Origin of the sequence: Wolbachia endosymbiont (group A) of Clivina fossor, from assembly GCF_964026865.1 — a bacterium.
Classification (GTDB): domain Bacteria; phylum Pseudomonadota; class Alphaproteobacteria; order Rickettsiales; family Anaplasmataceae; genus Wolbachia.
On sequence record NZ_OZ034707.1, the window covers coordinates 1,689,415 to 1,708,738 of the forward strand.

Sequence of the window (19,324 nt, forward strand, 5' to 3'; positions counted from 1 at the left end):
ACACAATTGTGAAGAAATATTCAACTAAAATGCAAACATTTTGTATATCTTTATTTTGTAGTATTAACCTATATAATATTTATGGCAAATATCTCGATAAGGTACCAGATAGCACAAAAAGTAAGGAGCTGGAGGTTAAAACAAAAATATACCCTGAAAAACTTAGCAGACAAGGCAGGCATAAACTATCATACACTGCTAAGATATGAGCAAGGAGCATGTGGCATTCCAATTGGAAGGCTAAAAATCATAGCAGAGTCGTTATCAATCCCTATTAGAAATCTCTTTCCAAGACGAAAAGTACTAAAAGAAGATAGTTGTTTCGACAAAGCCAAGACCCAGGAAATGTATAATTTCATAGCACCGAACAGAAAAATCTGTCAAACCAGGAAGAAACTCTCCAATTTAAGTTTTTAGCAGTTTTTAAGTACAATTGTACAGGAGGTGCTTTTGCAGTTATAACCGAATTTTTCACTGGTGCCATAAGTGCCCGTTTCATAGCATGGTTTTGGGAGGAACGTTCGAACCATTGATGGAGCCATATTTTATGACTACCTCGTTTAGGAGATTGTATAATCTTAACCATTCCCAAGCTGAAGCACTTCGTTATTACAAATTATAGGAGCTACCATGAAAAAAGCAAAAAGTAAATTAGAGATAATGAATCCTAACGCAGCAGGAATAGATATCGGTTCATCTGTGCATTATGTATGTGTACCTGAAGAAAGAGATGAACAACGTGTACAAAAGTTTAGCTGCTTCACAGAAGATCTTCACAATATAGCAAAGTGGTTAAAGAAGTGTAAAGTTACTACAGTAGCTATGGAGTCAACAGGAGTATATTGGATTCCTTTGTTCCAAGTACTTGAATCGTATGGATTCGAAGTAAAACTGGCAAATGCAAGGCATGTAAAAAATGTACCTGGGAGAAAATCAGACGTCCAGGATTGCCAATGGCTACAACAACTACACAGTTATGGGTTAATCCAAGGATCGTTTAGGCCAGATGATCAAATGTGCATATTGCGTAGTTATGTTCGGCAACGTAAAAATCTTACAGAAAGTGCGACTACACATATTAATAGGATGCAAAAGGCGTTAGTACAAATGAATATTCAGTTACATAAAGTAATAAGCCATATAACAGGTGTCACTGGAATGCAAATTATTAAGGCTATAATCGAAGGTGAAAGAAATCCTAATAAATTAGCTGAATTAAGGGATGTGCGAATAAAGAGTGATAAATCGGCTATTGCCAAAGCACTAACAGGTGACTACAGAGAGGAACATTTATTTGCATTACAGCAGGAATTTGAACTATACAATGTTTATCAGGAAAAAATAGCAGAGTGTGACAAAAATATTGAAAACCACTATAAGACATTTGAAGCGAAATCTGACGAGAGTAAAGAGTTAAGCAAGGAAAGAAGTAAGTATCGAAAAGATAAGCCAAACTTTGCCTTGCGTGAAGAATTGTATCGAGTAACCGGTATAGATTTTACTAAAATTCCTGGATTTGATGTACTAACTGTACAAGCTATTATTTCGGAAATTGGTATTAACTACAGTAAATGGCGATCAGAAAAGCATTTTACTTCATGGTTAGGGCTAAGTCCTGCTAATAAGATTACAGGGGAAAAAGTATTTAGGACAAGAACTCGTGAGGTTATCAATCGTGCTGCAAATGCCTTTCGAATGGCTGCTTATGCCGTGGGAAAAAGTAAGAGTGCATTGGGTGCATATTATAGAAGATTAAAAAAGCAACTAGGATCCCCAAAAGCAATTACTGCTACAGCAAGGAAATTAGCGTGTATCTTCTATCAAATGTTGAGATACGGACAAAAGTATGTAGAAAAAGGAATGAACTATTACGAAACACGTTACAAAGAGAGAGTCGTGAAAAATTTGATCAAAAAGGCACGGGATTTTGGTTATATCTTGGTGCAACAGGAAGAGCTAGTTGAGGGAGTTTCTTAGGAGAAGAAAGGAATAAAGCACTAGCTTGTTGTAGTTTATATGTAGACGATTACGAGAGTTTGATTGAGAAACTGAAATCAGTAAAAAGAGGTTGCGAAACAGATAAAGACTTGAGTTATATAGAACCTTCTATAGATAAGATGTTAAGTGGAAGTGGAGTACAATTAAATATTTTAAAACAACTAAAAAAACTCTCTAGGGATTTGACGCAAGGAAAGTTACAACCCTTTAGAGCAAAAAATTATAAAGATGCAGATGAGTATTTTGTGCTGCCGTTTGTGGAATATATAAATGCCTTATTAATGTGTAGCAAAGTGTGTGCAAAAGAAAAGGAACTGTCTCAAATAGGAGAAAAATCAGAAGGAATAATACAAAAGATAAAGAGTACAAAACGGGAAATAAAAGATGGAATAAGGAATGTATTGTGGGGAAAAAGTGAGAGTAATGAAGATAGTGATATCTATGAAGAGGAGGAACGGGTAACAGATCTGTACAAAGCCTCTTTCTATTTAATGCGTTGGTATTGTGATGGTAAAACTGAGCATGAAGGGTGGCTGAAAAGAAAAATCTTAGGAAGAGAAACTGATGAGATAGGTCGTGAAGAGGTGAAAGAGGAATTTACTAATATAATGAAAATATACTATAAAGATTATTTAGCAAAAGAATTTAAACCTGAGAATTATGTAGGGGTTAGTAAAGTGGAAGGGTTGATGAGTAGGTGTAAAGAGTTAGAAGTTAGTATACAGAAAGCCCGAGCTGATCAGGAGAAGGTAAAGGTCAAATTGGAGAAGGTGGAAGTTGATCAGGAGAAGGTAGAAGCTAACTTGAGGAAAATAGAAGATGATCAGGAGAAGACAAAAGCTAAAGTACAGAAAACAATTGCACGGTCAGTGATACAAATGGAGAAGGCAAAAGCTAGTACGTCACAAATACAAAAGCTGCTACAAAATATAGCAGGAGATACAAACACTACACAACAATCCATGACTCAAATCCTTAAAGGAACAACAAAAAAGCAGGAAAAAACAAGTGCTAGTCAACAACAAAATGCTAGAGCTACCAATAATCAACAGGGTGCTCAAGCTTCTGGTACTCAATCTGATCAGCAACATGATCCAAACGCACAGCCGATGTCACGTAGCAGGCCATCAAGTCCCAGTGGTAGCAATGATGATCAGTCACGTCCAAGTAGTAAGTTAGATGAGGTACCGCCAATATCACGCAGTCAGTCAATGAACTCTTTACATTCTAGCGATAGTGATGTTGAAATAATCAGCAGATCACAATGTCGTTAATCTGACAGGCGTAGCAAGTTAAGCGGAAATGGCACAAGTGTGAAAGGAGGTAATGTTAGGTTAATGGTTTAAGAGATTTTCTAAAGAAATTATCTTATAGCTTCAAGATTGTGTAGGCCAGTCACTTGACATATTACATTGGTAGGAATACCCACTTCAAGTAGATTTTTTGCCATTTCTGTTCTCCCTATTTTTTTACCCTTTTCTTTATCAATCTGTATTCTTTTAGATACTGACATAATTAATGAATAAAATTTATCACGTATTTCTTCAGCCTCAATTTTATTATACTCTCTCACTAAATCTAGTACTCCATTTTCTCCTTCTCTATCCTCATTACTTCTTTCAATTTCAACATTGCCTTTTTCTATTAGTTCACTAATTTTCGGCAGTAGAGTTTTGGCGTGCGTTGATAATTTGTCTGCTGCGTTACATAGTTTTCCTATTGTCATAATATGGGTTCCTTGCTCATAGCGTCGCACCTGTTAAACCGACTTCATTTCCTAAATCCTCCTGAGAACGTCCCCTTGCTAGCCTCCAGTCTTTCATATTTTCCCCTGTTTTATAGGCTATAAAATTAACTATCTCTGTTTTATTATGTTTCTCAAGTTCATCTTTAGACAAGCCTGTTGTTTGGAGAATGATATCAAGGGAAATACCCGCTTTAAGTAGATTCTTTGCTACTTCTGCTTTTTTACCTTCTTCTTCCCCCATCTGGATAGATTTATTTAATGTAGAGGCTATCTTATACCAAATCTCATAAATAAGTAGGCAAATAACTCACAGAACAAATGGTTTTGATCGAACTTTCCGTAATATTACGAATGAATGCACATACAGTATCCTCCAATAAACTAACAGAGTCATATATTCTATTTTTAATGAGATTGTCTTTCAAATATTGCCATAAACGCTCTACTGGATTTAACTCTGGTGAATATGGAGGTAAATAGATTAAGGTAATATTTTGTGGTATTTTTAAACCTTTGGATCTATGCCATCCTGCACAATCCACAACAAGAAATGCCTCCCTTGTTCCTAAATATTGTGACATCTGCTCAAGGAATATATTCATACAATCAGTATTGACGTTTGGTACGAATAAGCTAGAACTCTCTCCATTTCTAGGATTAACTGCACTATAGAGATAAAAGTTTTGCCTACCTAATTTTACCTTAACCTGTGTCCTAATGCCTTTTTTAAACCACCCGTGTCCAATCTTTGAATGTGTGCCAAACCGCGACTCATCGAAGAAAAATAGCTCTTTTTCGGGATACGTGACAATAGTTTCATTAAGATTTTTTTTTAAACTCTTCTTGTTTATTTTTATCCTGTTTATTGTGCACAGGCCTTGGAGTAATATACGAAAAACCTAACTTTTGCATCAGTCTATGTGCTGTAGACTTACTTATACCAATTCCTAAAAATAAATAGACGAATAAAGAAAAATTTCTAAAATAGAATAATTTAAGAATTAGTGGGGAGTTATGGCAGGAAAAAGTAAAGCAATAGGAGAAGAATTATATAATAAGTGTAACCTGGAATTAAAGAAGCACGGCATAAGAGGAGAGATAGGAAGAAGATTACAGGCAATAATATCTGCAAAAGAATATGGAATAACAAAAGTTGCTCAAATATACCGAATTACTAGAACTACATTGATGAAGTGGATTACAAGATTTAAGGAAGGAGGAGTCAATGCGTTTAAAATACAACCAGGACGTGGAGTAAAGCCGAAGTTGAGCTACAAGCAGCAAGAAGAAATTAAAAATGTCATAGCAGAAGAAGGAGCCAACCTAACGGCTAAGAAATTAAAAATCATAATTGAGAAAATGTTTTCTATTGAGGTAAGTAAGTCTACAGCACATAGACTGATGCAAAAGTTAGGTTTTTCGTATATTACTCCAAGGCCTGTGCACAATAAACAGGATAAAAATAAACAAGAAGAGTTTAAAAAAAAATCTTAATGAAACTATTGTCACGTATCCCGAAAAAGAGCTATTTTTCTTCGATGAGTTGCGGTTTGGCACACATTCAAAGATTGGACACGGGTGGTTTAAAAAAGGCATTAGGACACAGGTTAAGGTAAAATTAGGTAGGCAAAACTTTTATCTCTATAGTGCAGTTAATCCTAGAAATGGAGAGAGTTCTAGCTTATTCGTACCAAACGTCAATACTGATTGTATGAATATATTCCTTGAGCAGATGTCACAATATTTAGGAACAAGGGAGGCATTTCTTGTTGTGGATTGTGCAGGATGGCATAGATCCAAAGGTTTAAAAATACCACAAAATATTACCTTAATCTATTTACCTCCATATTCACCAGAGTTAAATCCAGTAGAGCGTTTATGGCAATATTTGAAAGACAATCTCATTAAAAATAGAATATATGACTCTGTTAGTTTATTGGAGGATACTGTATGTGCATTCATTCGTAATATTACGGAAAGTTCGATCAAAACCATTTGTTCTGTGAGTTATTTGCCTACTTATTTATGAGATTTGGTATTATATCGTTAGAAATATACTTTTGGCCTGTAACTTTTCTTATAAATACATCTAATAAAAGAAGTGTACCATTTGTATCAATACCTTGAGCTGTAATAGCTTTAGAAGGTTGGGAATGCTTCATATCTATAAGCTGGCTTAAAAGGAGAAGAGATAAACTGAGAAACACCTTTAACAGCATCTACTATAGTATTAGCAAAAACATTTATCCATGAAGATGGCTTACTTGCTCCACTTGTAGCCTGATTGTTCTTTATCTTTGATTCAAGATTTAGTGAAGGTAACGCTCTTGTTGTATTAGGAGCTAAAGCCTGATTATCAGAATTAGTTGAGAAAGGTGGTTCTATGTGGGATTGATCTATAGAACGACGGCGGCGTCGCCCATTCTCTGCTTCACTTGAAGATTTTGCTGCTTGCATTTTTTCGTTGTTCAATTTCTCTTTTTCGTTGTTCAATTCCTCTACCTTTTCTCCAATAAAATACGGTATTACCTCAGGTGTTTGACTAGCGAAACTTCGAATTGCTTGTGGTGCAAATTTAGCTTGCAATAAATGAGTTATCTCATGAGCTAAGATATTATCCATAGCACGTGATCTGAATGTTACAATATTACGATTGTTTACGATCACCCCCTCTGCCCTATCGCTGTTAGCACCCAGAATGTCATTATACTGTTGAAAATCTGCCCTGTTATTGAAAATATAATACGTTAGATCTCTTTGCTCCACGTTCTCTGCAAAGCAAAACTTTTCCTAGCTCTTTTATTCTACTTTCCCTTCCTTCTTGATTTACTAACTTACCCTTTTTATTTTTCGTTAATACTGAAAATAGATAGTAACCGGGGCTTCTTTTGCCTTTTTTTTCTGCCTGGTAAATTTCTTAACATTTATAGCTTAGGTTAGTTACAAATTAAGAGCAATATTCACTAGGGAGGATGTCATCCGAGTAGCTTGACTACTTGGATCCAGGAAAGTTTGCTTGTGAGCAAGCAAACTATAGCTAACCCAAGTAAGGTTTCCCCGAGTGCTAAAATCAATAGCCGAATTGATATCGGGCCAAAAGTTCTGCAGAGCTTTTCTTATGGCATGCTTGATGGCAAACCATAACTTTTCAATTGGATTTAAATCCGGCGAGTATCTTTGTCTTTGCACATATTGCCAAATTTTTCAATTATCTTTTCTCTTGCTTATCTTCTCCATAGTCATTTTTTTCTCGTCTACTACTTTCAAAACACGTTCCCTCAGATCCTCACTTTGGCATCATTCTACCTTATCTAAAGCCATTTTATACCTTTTTATCCCTTCTGGGGTAACCTTTTTTCAGTTAGCTATATAACCCTAATTATGAATTAACAGACAGTAGAATCGAAAGATTATTACAAGGAAAAGTCTACACAGATCGACCTTTTTGTGAATCTGCGTTTCTGCTTTCTTCAACTTGTTTTGCAAAAGATGTTTCCTGTTTGCTGATATGCTGAAGTGGCTTAGCAATTTCGCGCACAACGGCAGTAACTGCTGTTAAAAATGTTTTTAACAATGCACCTAAAGCTCCACCAACTGCTTCCCTGCCATATATATGAGCTTGCTTTTCGTTATCGTCAGCAGTTTCCCCTGCTCTCCTTCTTGGATCCATCCTATGAGCAATCACCGAAAACAACACTCCCCTGATTGAAGACTTCACTCGTTTTTTTGCTTCATCATCATGTGCTGTTTCATGTCCATGACTTAAGTGTTTAGCGTTCATTAGCTCCTTTTGTTGCTGGGCAAACATGCTACTTAATACTTCTTCTATTGCTTGCTTCCTTCTTTTCTCTCTAACCCTTTTCATAGATTCTGATTTATCGCGAGTATGCTTTGTGGTTTCAAATTCTGCATCAATATCTTCAGATGCAGCCTGACTATATAAAGTCTCTATGAGCCTGTCTATGCTTCGCTTTATTTGCATAGTCCTTTCGTAACTATCCGAATTATCAATTCCTTCGTCGATCTGATTTAGAATATCCTCAAAAACTTTTAAATAGTCTTGAATATACTGTATTATGTATTGCTTATCTTCCTCTTTGTATTGTTCTTCTTGATTTTCATTTTCTAAACTTCTCTCTCTTCTGTCATTGTTATTTTCTTCAATATTACCACCGTCTTCCTCGAAAAGGTTTTCGTCGTTCATGATTTTTTTTAATTTAGTTAAAATTCTCACCAGTTACTATTGTATATGAAAAAATTAAATTAACATTAATGAAAAGCGTTTACAACTTCAGCACTCGCTAAAATTACAGTAAAACTGTCAAAAGCAGCAGGGTCATAATATCTCTCATACAGTTCAACTGAACACCGTAATCTGATCTTTTCCTTAGTGTTAAAATTAATTTCATAATCATTATTAGAGTTTAATATAGCAGAATTACGTAATAATTTATCAGCTAATACAGAGTCTAAAATTCCATTAATTTTTATCGTAATGTGTCTGCTTCCAGCACAATCGAGCACTTTTCTCCAGCCAAAAGAAGAAATATCTTTCACCTCTTCTCTGTTATTACGCAAAGTAAACCTTAGGTTTCGTATATTATTTAACACAATAAAATTATTGTCATGATCTTTAATTTTTAGCTGTAATTTGCTCATTATCGCCTCCTTTCATTAAAATATCAAAATTAATTGTTGAATGTAAAATTTCATCGTGCTGACTCATAGCACAATTACTTTCCAAAATAGTTTCATTATCAGAATATTTAATACTCTTAAGTATCAAGTTAATATGCCTTATAATGGCAAACATACTGCCTATATGATGGGTATATATGTCGCATGAAAATCTTGCCTTTGTAGCAAAATTGGACAGCATGTGCAGATTATTATAATTCACTACATGCAATCTCAGGTAAGGAATGGTGACCTGTTTAGGTAAGTAGTCATAAATGTTAGTAACATATTTCCTTAAATCAGAGTTTGCTTTTAGTGCTGCATAAATACTATTGTACAACTCGTTTATAGCTTGAATTTTTTCCATGATTAATCCTCGAAAGATATATAGCTAAAACATAAGCAGCGTTTCCCGATACAAACTCGTCATCCCGCTGCTTGTTAGCGGGATCTATGTGAGATACCGTGACGGTATGACGTAGGACTGCTGTCATTCCGCTACGTGTTAGCGGGATCTATGTGAGATACCGTGACGGTATGACGTAGGTAGCCCAGTTTGGATGACAAGAAAGAGCTACAAAACAACCTTTGGTTCGCGAAATGGAGAATACACCTTCTTCACTTCAGACAAATGGCTACTTACCCCCGATTCACGATCTTTGTAAATAGCAGAAACATGCCGCATAATACCTAGTTTTATCTGCTCAGGAACATTGTCATAGCCAGCCTCGTATACAACATCAACTCTTATTGCATTCAAATAATTGAAAAACTCAACGTAGCCCCCTACATCACTAAAATAATACTTAAGTGTTCTCTTCTCTTGACCTTTAGACATCATTGCAGTAGCCAATACTATCTTACTCACAGGGCCATAGCTTAAATAGATCCTACGAGGTACATAATCTTCATATGAAACTTGCCATGTTTGTTTCACCAGTGACTTTTCCATATGCCACTCAGCATAATCAGTTGCCATAAAAATTAGATCTGAAATCAACTTATCATCTTGATCGTTCTCAATGCGTAAAAAAGATTTAACCTCTTCTAAAGTAACTGGAAAAGATTCAGGCTTAGATTTACGTTGCACATGTATTCTTGGTGAAGTAGATCTTATTGACATAATAACCCTCCTTATAAATATATTTTTGTCATTCTAACGCTCCTTATTTTGTCATCCCAGCACCTTCTTCTGTCATCCCAGTGTCACGCACTGGGATGACAAAAAAAGGAGCACTTACCCCTACAACAACATTGCAAGCATTGATTTTTCTCCATATGAAAAGAGTCTGGAAGCTCTTTTACTCTAAACACGATGTTTACATCCTCAAAATTAATCTCAATTCGCTTAACTAACGTTCTAATAATATCACGTTTAGTTAGCCAGTCTGCATTATTAAGACTTGAGTTAATACTAGAGGAAAACCCCTCTAAATTTGTTACTACTAGAGTTAACTCTTGTGTGAGTTTTTTCTGATCAAATATCTTTTTCTTTTGTTCTTCAACCATTTTTAAGTTTTGTTTCATTGCTTTAATTCTTGGCTCAAATTCTTCTTGATCAATATATTCTTGAGTATAACTATCAATTAACCTTGCAATACCTCGTTTTAATTTATCTTCTTGTGTTTCAAGCAAAGCGCTTTTTTGATCTAGTGGTAAGTTCTGAAAGTCTACGTTTATACTCCTCTAATATTCTATTCGGATTTTTTAATAGATGTTTCACCTCTTCCCACACAGCCATGTCTAATGTATCTGTACGAATTAATTTGTTGTTACACATTTTATTACCGCCAAAACGGTATGAATCCGTGCCAACACAACGATAATATACCTGATTATTAGTTTTTTTCCCCTCCTTATTCCTTGCAGTGCTAGTACCATAATATGCATAATTGCAAAGCTTATACCAAACTTCGTTATTGGGAAGACAAATAGAATATACGATAAATTCACTTAAACCTCCAGTTATAGGCGGAAAGCACTCTTTTTCATTTGTCTCATTATTATTGAGAATTGGTATTACATACTACTAAACCTTGCAATAAATGTCTTGCTCCTCTTTGTCTTGTTCTTGCTATTTTTCTATTCTCAGCTAATTGTTCTTGAACGATTTCAAATAAATCTTCGCTTACTATACTAGGTACTTTAATATAAATCCAATCCTCTTTTGGAACAGGATAAGTAGAATAATTATCTTTTGGATGCTCGCAGGAGTTTTTTTTCGGTCTTATATGTTTTAGTTTTACGCCAAACCTTGTTTTACCAAAAGCTGCTTGTCCTTTATAAGCAGAGTTTTTTAACATACTCAAAACTACAGCCCTATCCCAATACTCTTTTCCAGTTCTCGTCATAATGGACATAGCACTTAGCCTACGACATACTTCTCCTATACTGGCTCTTTCTCTTCCTACCAAAGAAAATACTTTACGAACAACTTCAGCTTCTTCTTCATAAATCTCAAATAAGGCCTGTCCTGTTTCTGTATTTTTGTTTATATAACGATAGCCATAAGGAGCAGCACTCATTACACTTATACAACCCTTATTTGCTGCATAAATCTTTCCTCGACGACTTCGTTCCATGATTTTTGCACGTTCGTATTCTGCTATCATACCTTGCATTTGTAATAGTAATTGAGATTCTGGATTATCGCTAATTTGATAATTTAAAAAAATGACTTCCACTCCTAATTTCTTAAACTCTTCAAGTAATATCATCTGATATGCATACTTACGAGATAAACGATCAGGAGAATGAATATAAACCTTATCAATGTTACCTTCTGCTATTTTATCACGTAATTTTTCCAAACCAGGACGGATTATGTTAGAACCACTATAACCATTATCAATAAATTTATATTCATTTAATAATTTATGTCCATCCATACTAATTTGATTCTCTATAGCAGCAATTTGGCTTGCTATTGTATCTTCTTGTGCTTGCCTACCTGAAGAAACTCTTGCATATAAACTAACTGTTACCATTTTACCGTCCTCAAATCTACTTTCTTATATTCAGAGTTTTCTTCCTTTTTGCTCGCTTTTATTGGTTTACTTAACACTAATTTTTCATATGCATCTAATAGATACAACTCTGCTAATCGATTTACTTCATAACTACAACTAATCCGAACTATTAATTTTTTGTTGCCCATGAGCTCTACCATATATTATTCATCGAGACATATGGTTATTTGATCATTAGCTCTATAAATAAATTCAACTCTCCGTTCTTTTTGTAGAAGCTTTCGAGAAATAGTCTTCTCAAGTTTCAGGTTTATTGCAATATTGTTGGCGGAGTCCTTGCAGCTATTTGTGCTAACTCTGCTGCTGATAGTGGTATTGTACGGGATAATTTCTTTAACGTCTCAGCAAACTCGTTAGCTTCATTTTTTTGCTCGTCAAAATCTACTACTTTCTTAACATCAGCCATAGCACTTTCAAAGTCAATTGCAACTTTAATTGGCGCTGCAAGCGTTAATGCGAGTCCAGCCGTCTCCAACATTTGTGATTTAAAGTATGCTTTTCTTCCCAAAAACATGTCCCGATTTTTGATAGCGGTACTTAACTTACTATACTGACTTCTCAACTTCTCTGCAGAAGCACCTAGTTTATATTGATCTCTTATCAGAGACTGAATATTTTTTCCACTTTTCTTTACCTCTTGATTAAATACATGTAGCGCTTCTCTATTCTGTAAGTATGCTGTTTTTTCCTTTGCTGCCGATGCCTTAACTTTATTAAACTCAGCTTTTAAATTTTTATTGTCTCCCTTATGTTGTAAATATGCTGCTTTTGCCTCTTTTGCCAATACTTTAGCTTTATCAAAATTAACCTTTAAAATTTTATCTTTCTTCTGTTGTAAATAGGCTGTTTTTGCTTCTGCTGCTAATGCTTTGGCTTTATCGAACTCAGCCTTTAAAGTTTCTCCTATCTTTCCTTTCTCTTTTATCTGTTGAGCTAAAGACTTTACTTGTGTTCCTAAGCTTCTCCAGGATTGCTTGGCAACTAATGCATCATGACTTAATTTCTTAAACGTGGATACAGATTTCATCGATGCATCAAGTTGCTTTATTGTACCTCCAAGGCGAGAAAGTTGAGCATTACTTCCTGCCATTGCGCTATTAAAGCTACCATCTAGTATGGCACCTATTTTTACTGATAATGTTGACATTTTATTGCCTCCGCAGCCCTAACCCATAGAATAAATTCGTTTATTTCCATCTCAAGAATGTGCTCAATCCCGCCACCTACGACAGAACCGAGCATTATTACATTTGACCTCAAGTCCTTTGTATGATTGGTGAAAAAAAATCCTTTAATTCCTCCTGTACTTTCATGTAGTCTGCAAAATATAACTCCCAAATTGTTTCTTTTATTACAGATGCTAGGTTTGCTATTAATCCAACTTCTTTTTCAAAATCACTACCACCAGTGCGTTCCATTGTTAGGCAGTCTCTTACTTTGACTGGTCTAAAAGTTAATTCCGAAACCTCAATTCCTTCTACTGTTATTGGGTTATCAAGTTTTACTGTTTTCATCTTTTCTCCTCAAAAGTTAATTAAATAAAAGTCTATTTGGCTTTTACATAACTAATTTCTTTATTGTGATTATGGTCCTATAGCTTTGTGTTTTATTGGAATGGCAACACCCTTTTTCTAAGTTTTTTCAATAAAAAATATATTTAAAGTTTTGATCGTAGATTTAACAATCCTGTCTGCTTGTAAACGTTATCTCTATGTCCTATTGTGATGATAAGTACTTTGCGTTTTGAAGTATTCACATGATAGATAAGACGATATTTATCGAAACTTAACCTTCTAAACCCTAGTAATTTACCACGTAACGGTTTACCAGCTTTGTTGGGGTTAATCTTAAGCTCCTTTTCTATAGCTTCTTCAATGTTAGATTTTATTTCTTCCGGTAAAGCTGGAAAGTCTTTAATGTACCTCTTTGAAAGCTCAATTTTGTAGATACTCTACCCCCGCTTGAAGTCCTCATAATCGATTGTTTCTGCACCTGGAGCAGTACATTCCTTAACAATGTCAGCAACTGCAATCTCATCTATCTCACACTCGATTCCTTCTACAACTAACCTTTTTGCTAGTTCTTGAACGGATTCTTTGGTGATTCCAGCTAACTTAATAAGATTATGTGAAATTTTTGGATCAAAAGTTATACTAATTCTTGAATCTGCCATATGTTTTACCAAAATATACCACGATAATTATACAACATTTCTCTGAATTTTTCAATAAAAAAATATGTAAACTACATCAAATTCCTAAAACTGTTTGTAGCAAGGCCATCTGGTTAACACCATTAATCTTGCGAATCATATTATCAGCATCGATTTCTATTAACTCATTACCGCCTATAGTAAGTTTGTAATAATGCGCAGCTACGGTACATTTCAGCGTTGCTTTCTCAGCAGGTTTCCAACTGCCAAAATCAAATTCTCTGAATATGCCTCTAAGGTTGATAATTACTCCTTCAATATCATTACTTCCACTGCCTTGAAGACCACCCCTTAGCGTCAGAGAAACCGAATTCCCATCTATTAAACCAAAAAGCCTAAATAGCTCTGCATCATATTCGGCAAAAGTAAAATCAGCTTCGAGCTTTTCCATGCCCATATCGATATTTATTGGAATATCCATACCACCAGCTCTATATTCTTATATGTTAAAAACAAGTTCATAAATATTACAAAGTGGTAATACTAAGAACATGCAGAGAAGAGGAACCGTCTGTATTCTTGGTCATAAGGACCGCACTGAAGCAAGGTTCTCTTTTCTGTTTATATACTGAATAGTTCCGAACAACTGATTGAGCGTTGAGGCTCGTATATAAGGGTGGAAAATGCAGTACTACATATTATTCTATGGAGGAATTATGAATTCATCAAATATTATTGCTGGCATTGATGTTAGCAAAAGCAAACTAGATATCCACATTCATCCACTTGGACATCATAAAGTATTTGAAAATAACATTCAAGCTATTGATCAAATACTCGACTTTTTGCGGTTACATAACGTAATCAAAGTTGGACTTGAAGCAACTGGTGGGTACGAAAAATTATGTGCTTATACTTTACTAAGCCATGGTTTCGAAGTATATGTCATTCAACCTAGATGGGTTAGAGATTATGCAAAAAGCCTTGGCATTGCCACTAAAACTGACAAAATAGACTGTAGCATCATCTCACGTTATATTAGTAATACAGATATGCGTGTTACTCCTTTAAAAGTTAGTAATAGTAATGTTGACTATTTGAGGCAAAAATTATCTCGCAGAAATCAACTAGTAGAAATAGCAAAAATACAAAAAATACAAGCTCATCAGGTAACTGATATATCCATAATCAAACAAATGGAAGAGCTACTCGTTGTTTTGCAAAATCAAATCCAATCCTTAGAAGATCAGATGATAGAATTGGTTGATCAAAGTCAAGAGCTTAAAAAAAAATACATATCAATAACTAGTATTCCAGGTGCAGGTCCAATCTTAGCTATCACTATGATTTGTTATCTACCAGAACTAGGAACTATCAGACATAAAGAAATATCTAGCCTTTCCGGAGTCGCACCTTTTAATCGAGATAGTGGTTTTAGTAAAGGGAAAAGGTGTATTCAGGGTGGTAGAGCACAAATTAGAAAAGTTTTACATATGTGCATCCTTACTGCTCGTGAGTGGAATTCTTACATAAAAACTTTTTTTGATAGGTTGTACGATCAATATAAAAAACCATATAAAGTTGCTTCCACTGCTGCAATGAGAAAATTGCTTATTCTTGCGAACTCTTTAGTAAGAGATGGCAGGGTTTTTACTAAGGAATACAGCCCTAAATTTGCTTAGATCCAACATTAGCAGATTAGTGTGGATGTGTACAAGTGCGCTTATACATATTTAAAGCACTTATACACATCCACACTTATTAAAAGAATTTAAGCCAAGAATTACAACTTAAATGCCTAAAACTGTTTGCAGTAAGGCCATTTGATCAACACCGTTAATTCTCCGAATCATGTTTTCAGCATCAATTTCAATGAGTTCCTGACCAGATATGGTGAGCTTATAATAATGAGCGGCTACTGTACATTTGAGAGTTCCTTTCTCAGCAGGCTTCCAGCTACCAAAGTCAAACTCTTTAAAAATGCCTCTTAAATTGATTATTACTGCTTCAATATCATTGCTACTACTACCTTGCATTCCACCACGAAGAGTCAAAGCTACTGAATTTCCATCTATTAAACCAAAGAGTCTAAAGAGCTCAGAGTCATACTCAGCAAAAATAAAGTCTGCTTCAAGCTTTTCCATGCCCATATCAATACTTATTGGAATATCCATACCACCAGCTCTATATTCCTCTGTTTTAATTGTGAGTTTTGGTAGAGTGATCTCATCGATGCGGCCAGCATAACCACGACCATCAACTAACACATTAAAATTCTTTAAGATTTTTGGCAACATCTTTTTATGTCTTTAAAAATTATTTTCAGTATTTTCATTTTTTCTATTGACTTTTAACACAACTGCTTTGGTGTAATGCTTCTATTGCTTCCTTCATTCCCAAAAATTCAAAAAAGTTTCAAATCTAAATCGTTCAAAATTATTTTTAAGTTCATCTTCTCTTTCGGTAATATCTTCATCTATTTTTTCTATGGCTCTGCGAATACGTACTACATCTTGCACAGCAATGTTTTCTGGATGCGGCAAAGGATATCCTCTTTTGGTTTGGTCATTTGGCATTGATTTATGTGATAATCACTCTTAAATTTTTCACTCTTGGGCGATAAACAACCGTTCCGCTAAGCACCAACTTTACCCTTGTTTCATTAGCATTAAAGTTCGTCAGCACGTGGATTCTCTCTACCCAATTTTCTCCAATTGGTTTTCCCGTTGTTAAATTTACTAATTGCCATTCTTCCCCTCTCTGCACATATGCTTTAACATCTGCAGTACCAGGTATTAGTGCATCGTATGTTATGGTAATTTTAGTGTTGGAACCTGCTGTAATGCTCCTAGTTACGTAATCTCCTTCTTCCCCTATATTTCCTAGAACCAACTGTAACCCAGGGTAGAGAACTGGACTTTTTTTCCCCGATCCTTTGAGCGCTACTTTTACCGTTAATTCTCCACTTATTCTTGCGCGCAGTGCGAGCGGCAAATTATCAGACAGAAAATTTTCTTCTCCTTTCTCATCTGTTAAGATAAATTCTACATTAGTATCAAAACCCACTTTTTCTATGTTGGTTAGAGCGATTAAGTCTGATGTATTATTTGCAGTAACTTTGCCAAGATCAATAACGTGAAAACTTTCAGTAAATTTCGCTGCTAAAAGTCGAAAGGTAAGGTCAAAATTCTGATGCGGTGTCCATGTACTTGCATTGCTCGATGACAGTAATACTCCCACCTGATAAGGCTGACTCGTTACCCAACGGCTGTTTACTGCATCATATTTGCCAAGTTCTGCTATCTTTACCGCTGTATCTGCATCATCAGTAAGTAAAACTATCGCATACTCTTGCCCTCCATGGCAAAATACTGGTGACCAAGTTATACGTGTTGCTGTGCCATCAGTATTGATCTTAGTTGGCTCGATGGAATTTTCAGCGATAACTGTTTGCGAGGGCACTCCAACTGTTGTTTCCCTAATCTGCACAACAACACGTCTTTTGCCGCTATTTGTAAACCATAGCTCTACACCTCCTATATGCCTACTCTCATCCAAGGTAAATGTCTGTGCTAAAGGATCAACACGTTTGCTGGAAAAAACTCTTCTTCGCTCTTCTATGGTAATAGTTTTTTTACCAGTATATGTTGCTTCTCCATAGCTTCCTTTATCTCCATAAAACTGTACTAATTTAGTACCTGCTGGAATATTTGCCGGTACTTTCACCTTTCCCTTTAATTTTCCCTGGTTGTTAGCTCTTTTTTCCACTTTTTTTTCCCCCTATGCCACGGGTTGAATGACGATGCCATCGAATTTTATCTCTTTAAGCTTCTCATTTGGCTCAAAACCTTCGATCTCAAAATCTTGTACTGCTTCTCTCATAAATTCAGCTTCATGCGTACTACTTGACAGAAGCTCTGTTGTTTCTCTAGTATTAAATTCTCTTGTCACTGGACTTGACCAATTGGTCTTTACCTTGGTCCAGTGATCGATGTTTTTGTTCATGGTAACTTTTGCCGGTACTGGATCAAATGCCTGATAAGGATTTATCTTCATCTCTTTAGTTTGTAAAAGCTGCTCAAGCACTGGCTCAAGTTCATACGGCAATAAATAAGGTTCCTTACCTCTTTCAACATCAATAATTTCCACGTTTATCGGCAATATCAGTTCCTTATTTACTATTGCTGCAAACTGAACAATTCCTTGATCGCGCATATCATCATCAAAGAAGGGATCGACAAATACTCCTTTTTTAGTAGTAGGCTCTCTTGAATTTGCATCACTGCGTAGACGCTCCTCTGCAAAGAGTGCATAAAGATCTCTTATTCCACTCTTCATTGCTTCCAATTCATTCATCGGCACAGCATGGATAGCATTATTCACTATCTTTATTTTCCCCTCTTCCCCTTTTTTCCACGTCTGATGAATGTAGCAAAGCAAAAGTTGTCCGCTAGGGGCTTTAGGCATCGATGGTTTCCAAGGATGCGCAATTCCTTTTATTCTCCTTACTACCCCTTTTGCGTCTATGGTGATTAAATCATAGCGGGGCATCTTCCAGGTGTAATCAACTGAAACTAAACTGCCATCCACTGCTCCCTTTATTTTACATCCTTGTTCATCCACATCTTCAGGGCTTACATGAGTGCGAAAGCGGTAGGTTATCAGGTAACTGCTTCCTGGCGCTGGTTCCTTTCCCGGTAATGACCAATCAACATTTCCTCCACTGAGCTTGTAATCTGTACTGTTTTCATAGATTACGTCTCCTTGCTTAACTTGAATAATCTCCTGAACTGCAGAGTCAGGTATCGGATCAACAACTCCAGAGTATGAACCATGGGTCATGGTAATAGTTTTCTGAACAGTTATATCTACCCTTTTTATCTCACTAACCGGAAAATCATGAACTTTAAGCTCCATTACTCTTTGGCTATTTGGCTGAAAGGTGTGAAATTCTGATTTAACTGTTTTTATGTCTGGATCTTCATCAAAATAAACACGAATACTGTGAGGAAGTTCAATCTCATAGCCATCAACATGAGCTTTTCCCTCATTAATCACAAATATTTGTGCCCCTCTTTCTCCCCCTTTTTCTTCCCTCTGTAAAAACATTACTTCTAGGCCATTTACGACGTAGGAACCATTTGCTTCTTTATCGTAACGAGCAAGTGCAGTGGTCACTATGTTTGCTTGTGGTGGCGGTGAATGTTCTACCAACACTCCGTTTTCAATGTTATAAATTGGATAAAATTCTCCATCAGTGGAAAAACGTGGAGAAACACCTTCTGCTTGATAACCCCAAATGGTGGAAACTTTAAGCCTTGCAGCTCCAACTTCTTGATAATTACGTGTACCAACTGCAGGATCACGAAGATTTTCATCCTCAAGTTCTGTAATGGTAGATAGGGCGAAAAAAACACCTATGCGAACTGTGGTATTTAGTGGAATAGTAAATTCTTCCTTTTCGACGCTTCTAACTGCTCCACGAAGATAGATTTTTCCTGCTTCAAGTGTAATTTTTTCCCCATCTATGATACAATCAGCTCCAGCTATTACATCACCATCACGGAATATTGCATCACCTATGCCTTTAAGCTTAGAAAGAGTGTATTCTTGGGTTTCATTTAATTCTACCGATTGCAGACCTCTTCCTGCTAGGAATAAACTTTTTTCGTACCCTTTGTCAGGATCAAAACGATTATAATAGCCGTTTAGTGTCATTTT

At 35.7% G+C, this 19,324-nt stretch carries 22 protein-coding genes and 5 pseudogenes; 5 read left to right on the forward strand and 22 right to left on the reverse strand.

The window, feature by feature from the left end; all coding sequences use genetic code 11:
- Positions 1-81 precede the first annotated feature (81 nt).
- The 3 genes from AAGD99_RS08455 (at position 82) to AAGD99_RS08465 (ending at position 3,272) form a co-directional block, all read left to right on the forward strand.
- The gene (locus AAGD99_RS08455; RefSeq protein WP_341823145.1) at positions 82-417 is read left to right on the forward strand and encodes a helix-turn-helix transcriptional regulator; all 336 of its coding nucleotides are present in this window, start codon (positions 82-84) and stop codon (positions 415-417) included.
- Between the two features lie 213 nt (positions 418-630).
- On the forward strand, positions 631-1,977 hold the full coding sequence (locus tag AAGD99_RS08460) for an IS110 family transposase (RefSeq protein ID WP_341822314.1): 1,347 nt from the start codon (positions 631-633) through the stop codon (positions 1,975-1,977).
- Between the two features lie 59 nt (positions 1,978-2,036).
- On the forward strand, positions 2,037-3,272 hold the full coding sequence (locus AAGD99_RS08465; protein ID WP_341823146.1) for a hypothetical protein: 1,236 nt from the start codon (positions 2,037-2,039) through the stop codon (positions 3,270-3,272).
- An 89-nt stretch (positions 3,273-3,361) separates the two neighbouring features.
- On the opposite strand, the gene AAGD99_RS08470 is transcribed toward AAGD99_RS08465, so the two are convergent.
- The 3 genes and pseudogenes from AAGD99_RS08470 to AAGD99_RS08480 form a co-directional block, all read right to left on the reverse strand.
- Positions 3,362-3,724 carry a hypothetical protein gene (locus AAGD99_RS08470; RefSeq protein ID WP_341823147.1) on the reverse strand — a complete coding sequence of 121 codons (363 nt, stop codon included), beginning with the start codon at positions 3,722-3,724 and terminating at the stop codon, positions 3,362-3,364.
- 148 nt (positions 3,725-3,872) lie between these two features.
- Positions 3,873-3,992 (reverse strand): annotated as a pseudogene (locus AAGD99_RS09035) (transposase); the annotation flags it as partial.
- A 37-nt stretch (positions 3,993-4,029) separates the two neighbouring features.
- Positions 4,030-4,693, reverse strand: a pseudogene (locus AAGD99_RS08480) (IS630 family transposase); the annotation flags it as partial.
- A 66-nt stretch (positions 4,694-4,759) separates the two neighbouring features.
- On the opposite strand from AAGD99_RS08480, the gene AAGD99_RS08485 reads away from it, so the two are divergent.
- Positions 4,760-5,774 (forward strand): IS630 family transposase gene (locus AAGD99_RS08485; protein WP_341822277.1). Its coding sequence is split into 2 segments (ribosomal slippage): positions 4,760-5,224 and positions 5,226-5,774, totalling 1,014 coding nucleotides; the frame shifts between segments, so codons are not numbered across the junction.
- A 110-nt stretch (positions 5,775-5,884) separates the two neighbouring features.
- Here AAGD99_RS08485 and AAGD99_RS08490 read toward each other — a convergent pair.
- The 15 genes and pseudogenes from AAGD99_RS08490 to AAGD99_RS08560 form a co-directional block, all read right to left on the reverse strand.
- Positions 5,885-6,511 (reverse strand): hypothetical protein, encoded by a 627-nt coding sequence (locus AAGD99_RS08490; RefSeq protein ID WP_341823149.1) that lies wholly within the window; start codon positions 6,509-6,511, stop codon positions 5,885-5,887.
- A 306-nt stretch (positions 6,512-6,817) separates the two neighbouring features.
- A pseudogene (locus AAGD99_RS09040) lies at positions 6,818-6,919 on the reverse strand (IS630 family transposase); the annotation flags it as partial.
- Positions 6,920-7,172: 253 nt separating this feature from the next.
- Positions 7,173-7,949 carry a hypothetical protein gene (locus tag AAGD99_RS08500; protein ID WP_341823150.1) on the reverse strand — a complete coding sequence of 259 codons (777 nt, stop codon included), beginning with the start codon at positions 7,947-7,949 and terminating at the stop codon, positions 7,173-7,175.
- Between the two features lie 65 nt (positions 7,950-8,014).
- Positions 8,015-8,404: a phage tail tube protein gene (locus AAGD99_RS08505; protein ID WP_341823151.1), complete on the reverse strand. Its 390-nt coding sequence runs from the start codon at positions 8,402-8,404 to the stop codon at positions 8,015-8,017.
- Positions 8,379-8,789, reverse strand: a complete 411-nt coding sequence (locus AAGD99_RS08510; RefSeq protein WP_264732286.1) for a DUF3168 domain-containing protein — start codon at positions 8,787-8,789, stop codon at positions 8,379-8,381. Before AAGD99_RS08510 ends, AAGD99_RS08505 begins: the two co-directional genes overlap by 26 nt.
- Before the next feature lie 207 nt (positions 8,790-8,996).
- The gene (locus AAGD99_RS08515) at positions 8,997-9,545 is read right to left on the reverse strand and encodes a head-tail connector protein (RefSeq protein WP_341823152.1); all 549 of its coding nucleotides are present in this window, start codon (positions 9,543-9,545) and stop codon (positions 8,997-8,999) included.
- Between the two features lie 83 nt (positions 9,546-9,628).
- Entirely contained in the window at positions 9,629-10,057 is a 429-nt protein-coding gene (locus AAGD99_RS08520; RefSeq protein ID WP_341823153.1) for a hypothetical protein, read from the reverse strand.
- On the reverse strand, positions 10,050-10,442 hold the full coding sequence (locus tag AAGD99_RS08525) for a zinc ribbon domain-containing protein (protein WP_341823234.1): 393 nt from the start codon (positions 10,440-10,442) through the stop codon (positions 10,050-10,052). Before AAGD99_RS08525 ends, AAGD99_RS08520 begins: the two co-directional genes overlap by 8 nt.
- Positions 10,426-11,409 (reverse strand): recombinase family protein, encoded by a 984-nt coding sequence (locus AAGD99_RS08530; protein ID WP_341823154.1) that lies wholly within the window; start codon positions 11,407-11,409, stop codon positions 10,426-10,428. The genes AAGD99_RS08525 and AAGD99_RS08530 overlap by 17 nt, the downstream gene beginning before the upstream one ends.
- Positions 11,403-11,579: a hypothetical protein gene (locus tag AAGD99_RS08535; RefSeq protein ID WP_182319925.1), complete on the reverse strand. Its 177-nt coding sequence runs from the start codon at positions 11,577-11,579 to the stop codon at positions 11,403-11,405. Before AAGD99_RS08535 ends, AAGD99_RS08530 begins: the two co-directional genes overlap by 7 nt.
- A 149-nt stretch (positions 11,580-11,728) precedes the next feature.
- A pseudogene (locus tag AAGD99_RS08540) lies at positions 11,729-12,598 on the reverse strand (phage tail tape measure protein); the annotation flags it as partial.
- 109 nt (positions 12,599-12,707) lie between these two features.
- Positions 12,708-12,965 (reverse strand): phage tail assembly protein, encoded by a 258-nt coding sequence (locus AAGD99_RS08545; RefSeq protein ID WP_341823156.1) that lies wholly within the window; start codon positions 12,963-12,965, stop codon positions 12,708-12,710.
- Between the two features lie 143 nt (positions 12,966-13,108).
- Positions 13,109-13,399: a type II toxin-antitoxin system RelE/ParE family toxin gene (locus tag AAGD99_RS08550; protein WP_341823235.1), complete on the reverse strand. Its 291-nt coding sequence runs from the start codon at positions 13,397-13,399 to the stop codon at positions 13,109-13,111.
- Positions 13,400-13,402: 3 nt separating this feature from the next.
- On the reverse strand, positions 13,403-13,624 hold the full coding sequence (locus AAGD99_RS08555; RefSeq protein ID WP_341823157.1) for a hypothetical protein: 222 nt from the start codon (positions 13,622-13,624) through the stop codon (positions 13,403-13,405).
- Between the two features lie 76 nt (positions 13,625-13,700).
- Positions 13,701-14,102 (reverse strand): annotated as a pseudogene (locus tag AAGD99_RS08560) (phage major tail tube protein); the annotation flags it as partial.
- A gap of 217 nt (positions 14,103-14,319) precedes the next feature.
- Between AAGD99_RS08560 and AAGD99_RS08565 the strand changes: the two are divergent.
- Positions 14,320-15,285 (forward strand): IS110 family transposase, encoded by a 966-nt coding sequence (locus AAGD99_RS08565; protein ID WP_341822569.1) that lies wholly within the window; start codon positions 14,320-14,322, stop codon positions 15,283-15,285.
- Between the two features lie 108 nt (positions 15,286-15,393).
- Here AAGD99_RS08565 and AAGD99_RS08570 read toward each other — a convergent pair whose 3' ends face one another.
- The 4 genes from AAGD99_RS08570 to AAGD99_RS08585 all read right to left on the reverse strand — a co-directional run bounded on the left by AAGD99_RS08570 (position 15,394) and on the right by AAGD99_RS08585 (position 19,321).
- Positions 15,394-15,900, reverse strand: coding sequence for a phage major tail tube protein (locus AAGD99_RS08570; RefSeq protein ID WP_341822570.1), 507 nt, complete (start codon positions 15,898-15,900; stop codon positions 15,394-15,396).
- A gap of 93 nt (positions 15,901-15,993) precedes the next feature.
- Positions 15,994-16,179 (reverse strand): hypothetical protein, encoded by a 186-nt coding sequence (locus AAGD99_RS08575; protein WP_341823158.1) that lies wholly within the window; start codon positions 16,177-16,179, stop codon positions 15,994-15,996.
- A 4-nt stretch (positions 16,180-16,183) separates the two neighbouring features.
- The gene (locus AAGD99_RS08580) at positions 16,184-17,371 is read right to left on the reverse strand and encodes a hypothetical protein (RefSeq protein WP_341823159.1); all 1,188 of its coding nucleotides are present in this window, start codon (positions 17,369-17,371) and stop codon (positions 16,184-16,186) included.
- A 12-nt stretch (positions 17,372-17,383) separates the two neighbouring features.
- Positions 17,384-19,321, reverse strand: coding sequence for a DUF4815 domain-containing protein (locus AAGD99_RS08585; RefSeq protein WP_341823160.1), 1,938 nt, complete (start codon positions 19,319-19,321; stop codon positions 17,384-17,386).
- Positions 19,322-19,324: the final 3 nt, after the last annotated feature.